Below are 11,937 nucleotides of genomic sequence, written 5' to 3' on the forward strand. Positions count from 1 at the left end.
ACCAGACCATGACCATTGACCCCTGCAACCTGCAACTGCTCTACCAGGGACGCAGCCCCAACTCCGGCGGCGACTACGGCCTCCTGCCGTACCGGCCGGGCCTGCTGACCCTGCAACGCTGACGATCGGACAACGCTGGGGCGGGCGGGCTCGGCAAGAAACCGGGCCTGCCCGCCCCTCACTCACCCCATCACCAGGAGGTACCGACAATGCGACGACAGGCGAATCACCCCCCGCCCTCGGGAAACACCCATCATGACCGAGCACCCCGCCGGTTCCGGGGACGGCTGTTCACGCTCGCCGCGGCCGGGATCGCAGCCGCAATCGGGTTGTTCACCATGACGGTGGCGACGGGGTCGGCGTCGGCCGCCGACAACCCGTACCAGCGGGGCCCGGACCCGACCCGGGCCAGCGTCGCCGCCGAGAACGGCCCCTTCGCCAACACGTCGGTAAGCGTCCCGACCGGATACGGCTTCAACGGCGGCAGAATCTACTACCCGACCGACACCAGCCAGGGCACGTTCGGGGCTATCGCGATCTCGCCGGGTTACACCGCGTTGTTCTCCGTCGAACTGGCCTGGATGGGACCGTGGTTGGCCTCCCACGGTTTCGTCGTGATCGGCATCGAGACCAATAGCCGCAACGACTTCGACACGGCCCGGGGCACCCAGTTGCTCGCCGCGCTGGACTACCTGACCCAGCAGAGCCCGGTACGCGACCGGGTCGACCCCACCCGGTTGGCGGTCGCCGGTCACTCCATGGGCGGCGGCGGCGCGCTGAGCGCAGCCATCCGACGCTCGTCGTTGAAGGCAGCGGTCGGCATCGCGCCGTACTCGCCGTCGTCGAACCTGGCCAACGACCGGGTACCCACGATGATCTTCTCTGGACAGGCGGACACGGTGGTCACCCCGTCCTACGCCAGCGGCCTGTACAACAGCCTGCCGGCCACGACGGAGAGCGTCTACCTGGAGGTCGCGGGTGCGGATCACGGGTTCATGGTCGGACGGTCGAACCCGGTGATGATCCGGACCATGCTGCCGTTCGTGAAGATATTCATCGACAACGACGCCCGGTACAGCCAGTTCCTCTGCCCGCTGATGGACTCCAGCGGCGTGGTCACCTACCGCAGCACCTGCCCGCTGCTGCCCTCGACACCGACGGACCCCACCCCCACCAACACGCCGACACCCACCGACCCGCCCGGCTCCGCCAGCGAGATCGTCGGCACCCAATCCGGCCGCTGCATCGACGTACCCAACGCCTCCCGCGACAACGGCACCCGGGTACAGCTCTACGACTGCAACAAGCAAACCAACCAGGCCTGGACCTACACCGCCACCAAACAACTACAGGTCTACGGCAACATGTGCCTCGACGCCGCAGGCACCGGCAACGGCACCGCAGTCCAGATCTACAGCTGCCACAGCCAAACCAACCAACAATGGAACATCAACTCCAACGGCACCATCAGCGGCGTCCAATCCGGCCGCTGCCTCGACGTCTGGAGCACCAACAACGGAGCACGGGTGCAGCTCTACGACTGCCACGGACAACCCAACCAACAATTCCGGCTCGCCCCCCTCGCATGATGACCATGACCGCCTCGACGGGTGCCACGTTCACGGGCGCACGGATCTACCAGCCGCAGGACGAGACCCACCGAAGCTGAACCGGCCGGACTGGAACGGGCGGGCACGGGTGTTACGCCGTGCCCGCCCGGATCGTCCGGGCTGATACCGGAGAGGGCACACCCACTGACCAGCATTCAACGACTCACGACACTAGACAGTACGGCGCCGTACCCGCCACACCACCACGCCGATCAGGACCGCCGCGACGGCCACGAACAGGGCCGCTTCGATGAGCTGGAACGTCCAGAACCGGTCGGCCGGGTGGTAGACCCCGAACTGTTGGATGCCCCGCGCGTGCAGGAACTGGTTGAGGTTGGTGCCGGCCCGGTTGGCGGCGGCCTCCAACTCGTCGAACTCGGTCCAGCTCAGCCTGCGCCCGCTGGCGTCCGCGTAGCCGTGTTCGATGACCCAGGACGCGTCGCTGATCACGGACCGGCGCCCCGCCTGGTCCGTCGAGCCGCCGCCGGGGACCGGCTCCATGGTGGTGAGCGGCGTGGCGTACGCGGGACGGGCCAACAGCGCCACCGCCATCCGAGCGGCGAGGAACGCCCCGAACGCGACGCCGAACGCGGGCAGGCTGCGCCGCAGGATCGCCCCGGCGGCGGTGGCGACGCCGAACGCGAACAGCGCGTACGCCACCGGAACAAGTCCCTCCAGGTCGAAGGCGTCGTACTGGAACCGCCCTTCCCACGCGTCGAATGGCTGACGGAACCAGGTGAGCACCGCGGTGAACATCCCGGTGAGCGCGACGGTGACGCCGGCCAGTGCCGCGAGCTTTGCCGCCAGCCAGCGCATTCGCGGCACGGCCTGCGTCCAGGCGAGCTGCCAGGTGCCGTCCTCCAGTTCCCGCGCGAGCAGCGGCGCGCCGAGGAACGCACCGATAACGACGGGGACCAGATAGAAGCCCGCCAGGAGGTTCTCGACGTACCCGTACTCCTCGTCGAGCCGACGGAAGGCGGCCGCGCAGTCCTCGTTGACACCGGCCTCCCCCGCACACCGGGCTGGACCGCCGGGGAACAGGTCGTGGGCCTGCGTCCCGAGCACGAGCAGGGCAACGCCGAACATGCCGACGAGCAGACCGAGGACGCAGACCTCGGTCCGATGCTGGCGCCAGATCAGCCACGTCATGCCGCCCTACCCTTGCGTTCGCTGCGGGGCTCGCAAGCTCGCTCCTCGCTCACCCGGCCACCGCCGACGTGACCGCGGTGCTCGGCTCGGACGGCCGGCGCAGGTACGCCAGCACCAGATCCTCCAGCGCGACCGGCTGGGCCTGCCACCCCGGCGCGGCCGGGATCGCGCCGTCGCGTACCAGCAGGGTCGTGTGCCGGTCGCTGTGGACGGCCTTCACGACGGTGCCGCCCCGGTCGAGGTCGGTGGCCGTGCGCGGACCGACGAGCAGCCGGTGCTCGGCGAGGAGGGTGTCGATGTCACCGGTGAGCGTGACCCGGCCCTGGTTGAGCACGACCAGGTGGTCGCAGACGCGCTCCAGTTCGTGCACGACGTGGGAGGAGAACAGGACGGTCACTCCACCTTCGGCCACCGCGCCCATGAGGACCTGCAGGAACTCGTGCCGGGCCAGCGGGTCGAGGCTGGCCACCGGCTCGTCGAGGACGAGCAGGTCCGGCCCCTTCGCCAGGGCCAGAGCCAACGCGACCTGGGCCTGCTGTCCGCCGGAGAGCGTGCCGGCCCGGCGGTCGAGCGGGATGCCCAGCCTCGCCAACCGGCGCTCGGCCAGCCCCTGGTCGAACCGCAGGTTGCAGGCGCGACCGAAGCGGAGCATCTCGGCGACGGTGAAGCGCTTGTACAGCGGGTGGTCCTGGGCCAGGAACCCGACCCGGGACAGAGTCCGCGGGGGGCTGGCGGTGACGTCGTGACCGAGGACCTCGACCGTGCCGGTAGTCGGTGCCAGCAACCCGACGACCAGGCGCAGCAGCGTGGTCTTGCCCGCGCCATTCGGCCCGACCAGGGCGATCACGCCGCCCGCCGGCAGCGCCAGGGTGCAGTCACGCAGCGCCCAGCCCTTCCGGTACCGCTTGCCCACACCGTCGGTGCGCAGCGCGAACTCGGTCGCTGTCACGCCACGTCCTCATCCCTCGTCTGCTGGCGGACGGAATCCCTCGTCTGCTGGTGGACGGACGTAAAGAGCGCGTTGACCGCCTGCTCGTCGAGGCCGGCCGCGTAGGCGCGGCGCAGCCAGGTCGCCAGCCCGCGACCCAGCGACGTGTACGTCGATGCCGACATCGCCGCCGACTGCTGGTCGTTGACGAATGTGCCCTGGCCGGGTCGGCCGATGACCAGGTTCTCCAGCTCCATCTGCCGGTACGCCTTGGCGACGGTGTTCGGATTGATCGCCAGGTCCTCGACCACCTCGCGGATGAGCGGGAGGCGGTCGCCGGGTTGGAGAAAGCCCAGCAGCACCGCCTGGCGGACCTGCTGGACGAGTTGCAGGTACGGCGGCACGCCGGAGTGGGTGTCGAGCCGGAACACGAACACGGTAGCTCCTTACTGCTTTCCTAGTGCCATAGTAAAGCAGGAGGTTGGCGTCCAGCGAACCGACGCGCCCGCACGACCGCGACACTGGATCCGGGCACACGCCTGCCCCGACCGCCAGCGGCAACCCGCGCGATCGGTGACAACGGACCGGTGATGAGGAGGCTGGGTGCGTGGACCCAGCGTCGGCAATGAAGCGGTCGCTGGAAGGGTCGCAGCCGGGACTTATGTCATGGGCAACGGATTACATCCTCACCTGGCGGCGCGCTGCCGAGACGACAAGAGTGTTGGTGACAACGCGGGTGATGACGACGACGGCAGAATCGAGGACATGGGCGGTATGCGCCTATGTCCTGCGCCTGCGAATCGCGCTGAGCCAGATTTGAGTATCGCGCTGAGTGTGCCTACAGGAAATAGCTGAAAGCACGCTGGGCGGCCAGATCATCGCCGGAGTTCACCAGTACACGCAGGAGGCACACGTGCGCAAGATTGTCAATTCGACCTTTGTCAGTCTCGATGGCGTCATCAATCACATGGAGGCGTGGCACTTCACCTACTCAGACGGCGACGCCGAGCGGGTCGCCACCGAGCACCTCATGGCGGCCGACGCATTGCTGATGGGCCGCAAGACGTACGAGGTGTACGCCGGTTCGTGGCCGAACCGAGACGGAGACTATGCCGACAAGATCAACAGTATGCAGAAGTACGTCGTCTCCGGAACCCTCGACAAGGCCGACTGGGCAAACACCTCAATTCTGAGCGGGAACGTTGTCGAGGAGATCGCTGACCTGAAGAGCCAACCGGGCGGGGACATCGTCATGCATGGCTACGGTCCGGTGGCGAAGGCCCTGGTCCGCGATAATCTGCTCGACGTACTGCACCTCTGGGTTCACCCGGCTCTGGCCGGCGTCGGCACCCTCGAGGAGGACATGGTGTTCGCCGACGGACTGAACGTTCCGTTCAAGCTGCTCGGCACTCGGACACTGGATTCGGGCATCGTCATTCTTACTTACTCGTGCGTCCGGTAGCACCGGTTGGTGCGTGATGCGGGCGTGGGCCGAGTCGAGGACTCGGCCCACGCGCCTGCCCGAGGGTGGCGGCTCGGTAGGCAAGGCCTGCGACGCCGTTCATCGCAGGTGGAAACCCATGAGGCACTCGCGGCGGCGGCGCGGCGACCGCAACGCCGCACCGCAGACCAGGCGGGTGCGGTCCGCTTGAGATTGTCCCGGAAGAGCTACGACGGTACGCCCCGCGATGATGGCGAACCCGTCCAACGGTGCCGTCGACCACGGCGTGTCCGGCACCATGCTCGGGGGTGCCAGTACGGTGGCCCGCACGTCCGCGTACTGCCGTGCCGATCCGTCCCCGCAGTCGTAGAAGCGGGCTGTTCCTCGGTGGCGAATACCTCAGCCCGCGGCGATGCAGGCGACGGCGATGCCGCTGAGCACCAGTCCAACGCTCTGTGGACGGCCGACGCGTTCGCGTAGGAACAGCATCGACAAGGCGACGGTGAAGACCGGGTAGAGCGACACGACGACACTCGTGACGGAGAGCTGGCCTGCCTGTGTCGCGACCATGAACACCGCGGTGCCGGTCGCGCCGAGCACGCCGATCGGCAGGCCAACCCACGCCCGCGCGGTTGACGGCACCCACGTCTGGCCCAGCATCACGGCTGCGACGACGGTGAACAACCCGGCGGCCACGTTCTGCAGAGCCAGCGGAAACATCCCGGCCGAGGACGGAATCTGGCCGACTGCGGCGAACAACCCCCCAAAGCCCATCCCCGAGAGGATGCCGTCCCGCAGCGCCGAAGCGTGACCAGCCGGCCGCGGCGCCTTCCCGGACGAGGCTGCCACCAGCCAGATGCCGGGGAGCGACAGCGCGATACCGGCCCACACCATCATCTGCGGTCGCTCCCCACCCACCACCGCGGTCATCACGGGAACCGTGGCGGCGACCACGGCCGATGACGGTGCGACCAACGCGCTGTGACCGGTGGATAGGCCTCGGTACAGGAAAACGGTGCCGGCCGCGCTGCTCGTTCCGGCGAGCACGGCCCAGGCGAGGTGTGCGACCACCATGGTGCCCGGCGAATTGGCCGCGACGATCAGCATGGCAAGACCACCGCCGACCTGGCCGGTGAGGACGATGGCCCAGGGGGTCACCAGCCGGGAGGCGCAGCCTCCGACGAAGTCGCTGACGCCGTAGGCCATCGCGGCCACGAGGGCGAGCCCGACTGCGAGCGTCATGACGCTACACCGATCTGATGGGTCGGCCGGACAACAACGGCACACCGGGTGCTCGTCGCGGTCCGGCCCCGGTGTCGTCCGCGAGGCTTCATGGTTCCCCCTTCTCCGGCGTCGATGCTGCGGCGAGACGGTGCCGGCTGGTAGGTCCACATGTCATGGGTGCACCACTCGAAAACGTCCCGGTGACAATCGTCATCTCCGGCGGATGACAATGCGCTCTGCCGGCAATGGCGCCTTCGCAGCAGGGTGGTGGTTCATGCGAAAGGAATGCACATGAGCGTGACCAACCATGCTGTCGGCGGAGTACGGGCCACCCGCCGTGAATGGCTCGGCTTGGCCATTCTGGCCCTGCCGACGCTTCTGCTCTCCGTCGATGTCAGCGTGCTGTACCTGGCGCTGCCGCAGCTCAGCGTTGAGCTCGGCGCTGACAGCACCGAGCAGTTGTGGATCCTCGACATCTACGGGTTCCTGCTTGCCGGTTTCCTGGTGACCATGGGTAACCTCGGCGACCGCGTTGGTCGCCGACGGTTGTTGCTCATCGGCGGGGGCGCGTTCGGTGTGACCTCGCTGATCGCCGCGTACTCGACCAGCCCGGAAATGCTCATCGCGGCTCGGGCACTGCTCGGCGTCGCCGGTGCGACACTCATGCCGTCGACGATGGCGTTGATCAAGAACATGTTCCGGAACCCGCAGCAGATGGGGGTGGCGATCTCCGTCTGGATGAGTTGCTTCATGGGGGGTATGACCGTCGGGCCGTTGGTCGGTGGCGTGCTGCTCGAGAACTACTGGTGGGGGTCGGTCTTCCTGCTCGGCGTACCTATCATGCTGTTGTTGCTGGTAGCCGGGCCGGTGCTGCTGCCGGAGTACCGCAAGGCGTCCGCCGGTCAGCTCGACCTCATCAGCGTGGCGCTGTCCCTTGCAGCGATCCTGGCCGTCATCTACGGCTTGAAGGAGCTGGCCCGGTCCGGCTGGGATCCCACGCTCGGCCTGATCACGGCGACCGGATTCGGGGTCGGCACGCTGTTCGTGCGGCGGCAGCGCGCCCTCGCCGATCCGTTGCTCGACCTCACGCTGTTCCGCGCCCGAACGGTGAGTACCGCGCTCGCGGTCATGCTGTTCACCGGCGTGGTGATGGCTGGCGTGGCGCTGTTGTCGACCATCTACCTGCAGGTCGTCGCCGGGCTGTCACCGCTGGCCGCCGGGCTGTGGCTCATTCCGCAGAACATCGCCATGGTGGCCGGCATGACTGTGGCGCCGATCCTCAACCGGCGCTGGTCCACGTATGTCGTCATGACCGTCGGGCTGATCGTGGCCACCTGCGGCCTGCTGATGCTCACCCAGGTCGATGGCGGCGGTGGCCGCGGGACACTGGTCACCGGGCTCGTCGTGGCCTGCTTCGGCGTCGGCATGCCGATGGTGCTCACCATGAGCCTGATCATGAGCGCTGTGCCGGCGGACCGCGCCGGGTCTGCCGCATCAGTGTCCGAGACCGCCGGTGAGTTCGGCGTCGCACTGGGTGTCGCCACCCTCGGCACTCTCGGTGCGGCCCTGTACCGCACGCGGCTCAGCGATGCCCCGCTCCCCGGCGTCCCGGCGGAGGTGACCGCGACCGCGGGAGAGGGCATCGGGGTAGCGAAGGCCCTGGCGGGTGAGCTGCCGCCGGAGACCGGAGAAGCCCTCTTCGCCGCCGCGCGGGCCGCGTTCGCGGTGGGCCTCAACGGCGTGGCGATGACCGGCGTCGTGATGCTGGCGGTGCTGACAGTCGTCACCGGCACGGTGTCCGCCGCGCCGCGGGCCTGGGCGGCCGGCGCCCACCGATGACATCAGACTCAGGATGACGGCATCTGGTTGTCGCGGTCAAAGCGGACTAAAAGGGCGTTAGTGACGTGGAGCGGAGATGGGAGTAATGGCAACCCGTACCCGGTCTCGGCTCACCGCTCGGTGCATCGAATCGCCGTTGTCGGCCCGTCGGAGGACCCGCTACGCTGCGCCGATGCGACCGCGGCGCGACCAGGATGGAGGGCGGCTCGCCGAAGGTCCGGCGGGCGGTCCGGTCCGTGCACCGGGGTACGGACCGGATCCCATGCCGTCGTCGCCGAACGTGCTGTGGGGTCGGGTGGGCGGTGGCTTTCCGGCGCCCGCCCGGCTCGACCGGCTGCTGCGACACGCCCCGACGGCGGCAGTCCTGTTCACCTCGATCCTGGTTGCCGTACAGCTGCCGTGGGTGGTGCTGCCCGTGGACGGGGCCGGGGCCGACCCACGGCGTGGCGTCTGGGCCCTCGCCTCCGCCGTTCTGCTGCTGGTCCCGCACTGCGCGCAGGTCAGGGCCGCTACCGCAGGCGTTCGTCTCCGCGGCGGTCCGTGGGCCCTGGCGTTCATGGTGGCGGTGGTGCTGGCGGTGTTGCCCGTGGTTGGCGCCCACTGGCTGCCGGTGCTCTACGCGCCGGCGGTCTCGGCGCTGCTCGTCCTGTCCCGGCCGTGGGCCGTCCCGGTGGCGGTGGCGTTGCTCGTCGGGGTCGTCCCCCTCGGGCTGCTTATGGGCGTCGACGGATTCACGGCGATCTGGTACGTCTTCGCAGCGGTCTTCCGAGGCATCGCGGTGTACGCGCTGATCAGCCTGTCCGGTTCCGCCACCCGGCTGCAAAGCGCACGCACGGCGCTCGCGTCGGAGGCGGTGCTTGTCGAGCGACAGCGCCTCGACTGGGAGATCCGCCGCCGGCTCGACGTCGCGTTGCAGCAGATCGCCCATCGAGGTGGGCGGGCGGCCAACGAACGAGACCCGGCGTGGCGGGCGGGCGAGTTGCGGGCCGTGACCGCCGTCGCCCGCCGGACGCTCACCGAGACACGGCGGCTGGTCGGCCGGCATCACGTCACGTCGTGGCGCACGGAACTGGATACCGCGGTGTCGCTGCTCGCGGCGGCCGGGATCAGCGTCGCCGTCAGCACACCCGCGAGCCTGCCCGACGCGGACGACGCCGAGTTCCGGGCCGCCCTCCGGGAGTCGGTCGCGCGCCTGCTGGACGACCAACCGGCCGGTGCCTGCCGGATCGAGGTGACGGTGCGGGATGACCGTCCCAGGGTCGAGGTACGCGGGCTTGCCGGAGGGGAACAGCCATGGTCCGGGTGAGTGCGGCGGGTGCCGTCAGCGGAGAGGGCAGCCTGCCTCCACTGACGCGCCGGCAGAGCCGGTTGCTCCTGTTCGGTATCCACCTGGCCGTCGCTTTCGTTCACGTCGGTCTGACGGCTTCGATCATGATCGAAGAAGGAGCGCCGTGGTGGACGCCGACATCGGCCCTTGTCCTGGGCGTTGTGCCGATGCTGCTCAACCTGCGGCACAGTCTCGCGTTCGCATCCGGCCGGCGCCCCGCGGGCTGGTACTGGACGTTGACGGCAATGATCGTGATTCTCGCGGTGCCGATACCGTGGTGGCCGTACATGTGGACGTACTCCGGTGTCTACGTCATCGCCTCCGCAGGGCTGCTGTTGCCCGGTTGGGCGGCCGTGGCGACGACGGCCGTGGCGCTCACTGTGAACGTCGGGTGGTACTTTGTGCACTTCCACGATCTGTGGATGGCCGCGGGTGGTTGGCTATGGGTCGTGGCTTACGGGCTGTACGCGCTCGGGGTGTCCGTTGCCGGTGCCGCCGCTCTGTTCTTGTCTGCGTGGCTGACCCGCGCGTTGGCCGAGCTGTCGGCGGCCCGGGCGGCGCTGGCTGAGGCCGCGGTGCAGGGTGAGCGACGGCGCATCCTCCGCGACCTGCACGACCTGCTCGGCCAGAGCCTGTCGGCGGTGTCACTCAAGGGCGATCTGGCGCTGCGGCTGCTGCCCAGGGACCCGGAAGCGGCCCGTGCGGAGATGATCGGGCTGGTGTCGGTGGCCCGCACCGCGATACGCGACGCGCGTACCGTCGCGCGTGACACCCGGCGGGTCTCGCTCCGCACGGAGATCGACGGGGCGGTAGCCCTGCTGGCGGCGGCGGGAGTCCAGGCCGACGTACGGCTGGCGGAGGAGCCGATGTCGAGCCAGGTGGAGGAGCTGCTCGCCTGGGCGGTACGGGAGGGGACGACGAACATGCTTCGCCACAGTGAGGCCCGCCGGTGCTGGATGCGTGTTGACCGACAGGGCGACCGCGTCCGGCTGGAAATGGTCAACGACGGCGCCCGGGCCGGTGGGGGCGAGGGCAGCGGACTGGCCGGGTTGTCCGACAGGGCCCGCGCGCTGGCCGGTTCGGTGCGGTCCGGATTGATCGGTGGCGGCCGTTTCCGGCTGGCCGTTGAGGCTTTCGGCGGTGACCGGTGATCCGTCTGCTGGTCGCCGAAGACATGGCGATCCTGCGCAAGGCACTCGTCGCGCTTCTGTCGCTCGAGTCGGACTTCGAGGTGGTGGCGGAAGTCGAACGAGGAGACTTGATCCTGCCGCGGGCGCTGGAGACCCAACCCGACGTCGCACTGCTCGACATCGATCTGCCCGGCCTCGACGGACTCAGCGCCGCCGGCCAACTCCATCAGCAGGTGCCCAACTGCCGGGCAATCGTGCTGACTGGGCTGAGTCAGCCCGGCAACCTCCTGCGCGCCTTAACCGTTCACGTCCGGGGTTTCATCGTCAAGGACGCGCCGGCCGACGCACTGATCGACGGCATCCGCCGGGTGATCGCCGGCCAACGGGTCATCGATCCCGATCTCGTTGCCATCGCCATGGAAACCGGCGCCAGCCCGTTGACACCGCGTGAAGCCGACGTGCTGCGTGCCGCAGCCGACGGCCTGTCCACCGCCGACATTGGCGAGCGGTTGTTCCTTTCTCCAGCGACCGTCCGCAACTACCTATCCAACGCGATAGCCAAGACCGGCACGCACAACCGCATCGGCGCGATTCGCACGGCCCGCGACGCCGGCTGGATCTGACGAGAGCCGGCGGCGTCGTTTCATCCATCTCCCCCGTCAGCGCACCCTACGGCCCAATATGGCCGAACGTGCAGGCCGGGAATGGTAAGCGACTGGCGATTGGCTGCCCGGCTAGAGGCACTTATGCGAAGCCTCGGCCAAGCCGCCGTCGAGGCCGGCATGACCGTCGCCTGGTTCACCATCGAAAGGCTTCGGCGTCATGGTTCGCCGACACCGCCCAGGTGACTCCGTCGCACGAGCCATGGCGCCTTCGGCTCGGGCTTCAGCGTGCACCGTTGATCTGGGCACGCATTGTGGCAGCCGTCATTGACGCGTCGTAGCCCGGCTCCACACCCGCGACGATCACCGCCTCGCCCTCGATGTTGCCGGTTCGCAACGGCAGAATCGTCTGGTACTCGGCCGAGTCGTACCATGCGTGAGCGCTGTCGGTGTCGGGGAACTCGATGATGACTATCGTGCCTGGCCACGTTCCTTCCAGGACGTCGACCGTTCCGCCGTGCACCAGGAAGCGACCGTTGAAGGGGTCCAACGTCGCCTGGATCCGCTCGAGGTACTCGAACACCTCATCGTTTCCGGTCGGCGTTCTCAGGTGGGCGATGGCGTAACCAGCCACGTCTGGTCCAATCCTGCGTCGGTGAATCCGTCAGTCCGCGAGGCGGCGGCGAC

General features: G+C 68.6%; 11 protein-coding genes. 6 read left to right on the top strand and 5 right to left on the bottom strand.

The genetic code is table 11. The annotated features are described in order from the left end of the window. Positions 1 to 338: 338 nt before the first annotated feature. Positions 339 to 1,589, top strand: a complete 1,251-nt coding sequence (locus ACFQUZ_RS20085) for a ricin-type beta-trefoil lectin domain protein (RefSeq protein WP_377444377.1) — start codon at positions 339 to 341, stop codon at positions 1,587 to 1,589. Positions 1,590 to 1,781: 192 nt separating this feature from the next. Here the strand turns inward: ACFQUZ_RS20085 and ACFQUZ_RS20090 are convergent, their stop codons facing one another. Genes ACFQUZ_RS20090 through ACFQUZ_RS20100 form a run of 3 tightly spaced genes read right to left on the bottom strand, consistent with a single transcriptional unit; the run spans position 1,782 to position 4,124 of the window. Then, the gene (locus ACFQUZ_RS20090) at positions 1,782 to 2,759 is read right to left on the bottom strand and encodes an ABC transporter permease subunit (protein WP_377444380.1); all 978 of its coding nucleotides are present in this window, start codon (positions 2,757 to 2,759) and stop codon (positions 1,782 to 1,784) included. 49 nt (positions 2,760 to 2,808) lie between these two features. Continuing rightward, a complete protein-coding gene (locus tag ACFQUZ_RS20095) occupies positions 2,809 to 3,708 on the bottom strand; it encodes an ABC transporter ATP-binding protein (protein ID WP_377444383.1) in 900 nt (299 codons plus the stop codon). After that, positions 3,705 to 4,124 (bottom strand): GntR family transcriptional regulator, encoded by a 420-nt coding sequence (locus ACFQUZ_RS20100; protein ID WP_377444385.1) that lies wholly within the window; start codon positions 4,122 to 4,124, stop codon positions 3,705 to 3,707. Before ACFQUZ_RS20100 ends, ACFQUZ_RS20095 begins: the two co-directional genes overlap by 4 nt. Before the next feature lie 476 nt (positions 4,125 to 4,600). Here ACFQUZ_RS20100 and ACFQUZ_RS20105 point away from each other — a divergent pair, with 476 nt between their 5' ends. After that, positions 4,601 to 5,149, top strand: a complete 549-nt coding sequence (locus tag ACFQUZ_RS20105) for a dihydrofolate reductase family protein (protein WP_377444387.1) — start codon at positions 4,601 to 4,603, stop codon at positions 5,147 to 5,149. A gap of 378 nt (positions 5,150 to 5,527) precedes the next feature. On the opposite strand, the gene ACFQUZ_RS20110 is transcribed toward ACFQUZ_RS20105, so the two are convergent. Further along, a complete protein-coding gene (locus ACFQUZ_RS20110) occupies positions 5,528 to 6,370 on the bottom strand; it encodes an EamA family transporter (protein ID WP_377444390.1) in 843 nt (280 codons plus the stop codon). Between the two features lie 273 nt (positions 6,371 to 6,643). Here ACFQUZ_RS20110 and ACFQUZ_RS20115 point away from each other — a divergent pair, with 273 nt between their 5' ends. The 4 genes from ACFQUZ_RS20115 (at position 6,644) to ACFQUZ_RS20130 (ending at position 11,271) form a co-directional block, all read left to right on the top strand. After that, positions 6,644 to 8,191, top strand: a complete 1,548-nt coding sequence (locus tag ACFQUZ_RS20115; RefSeq protein WP_377444393.1) for an MFS transporter — start codon at positions 6,644 to 6,646, stop codon at positions 8,189 to 8,191. A gap of 262 nt (positions 8,192 to 8,453) precedes the next feature. Beyond that, entirely contained in the window at positions 8,454 to 9,497 is a 1,044-nt protein-coding gene (locus tag ACFQUZ_RS20120) for a hypothetical protein (protein WP_377444396.1), read from the top strand. Beyond that, positions 9,485 to 10,669 carry a sensor histidine kinase gene (locus ACFQUZ_RS20125; protein ID WP_377444399.1) on the top strand — a complete coding sequence of 395 codons (1,185 nt, stop codon included), beginning with the start codon at positions 9,485 to 9,487 and terminating at the stop codon, positions 10,667 to 10,669. Before ACFQUZ_RS20120 ends, ACFQUZ_RS20125 begins: the two co-directional genes overlap by 13 nt. Then, entirely contained in the window at positions 10,666 to 11,271 is a 606-nt protein-coding gene (locus tag ACFQUZ_RS20130; RefSeq protein WP_377444402.1) for a response regulator, read from the top strand. The genes ACFQUZ_RS20125 and ACFQUZ_RS20130 overlap by 4 nt, the downstream gene beginning before the upstream one ends. A gap of 262 nt (positions 11,272 to 11,533) precedes the next feature. Here ACFQUZ_RS20130 and ACFQUZ_RS20135 read toward each other — a convergent pair whose 3' ends face one another. Beyond that, positions 11,534 to 11,884: a DUF1330 domain-containing protein gene (locus ACFQUZ_RS20135; protein WP_377444405.1), complete on the bottom strand. Its 351-nt coding sequence runs from the start codon at positions 11,882 to 11,884 to the stop codon at positions 11,534 to 11,536. Between the last annotated feature and the right edge of the window lie 53 nt (positions 11,885 to 11,937).

Source organism: Plantactinospora sp. GCM10030261 (assembly GCF_042666615.1).
Lineage (GTDB): Bacteria > Actinomycetota > Actinomycetes > Mycobacteriales > Micromonosporaceae > KBS50.

What these genes read in the sequence shown, in the direction of transcription:
- ACFQUZ_RS20085 (WP_377444377.1), top strand. Translation starts at nt 339, where the DNA reads ATGACGGTGGCGACGGGGTCGGCGTCGGCCGCCGACAACCCGTACCAG.
- ACFQUZ_RS20090 (WP_377444380.1), bottom strand. Translation starts at nt 2,759, where the DNA reads ATGACGTGGCTGATCTGGCGCCAGCATCGGACCGAGGTCTGCGTCCTC.
- ACFQUZ_RS20110 (WP_377444390.1), bottom strand. Translation starts at nt 6,370, where the DNA reads ATGACGCTCGCAGTCGGGCTCGCCCTCGTGGCCGCGATGGCCTACGGC.
- ACFQUZ_RS20115 (WP_377444393.1), top strand. Translation starts at nt 6,644, where the DNA reads ATGAGCGTGACCAACCATGCTGTCGGCGGAGTACGGGCCACCCGCCGT.
- ACFQUZ_RS20120 (WP_377444396.1), top strand. Translation starts at nt 8,454, where the DNA reads ATGCCGTCGTCGCCGAACGTGCTGTGGGGTCGGGTGGGCGGTGGCTTT.
- ACFQUZ_RS20125 (WP_377444399.1), top strand. Translation starts at nt 9,485, where the DNA reads ATGGTCCGGGTGAGTGCGGCGGGTGCCGTCAGCGGAGAGGGCAGCCTG.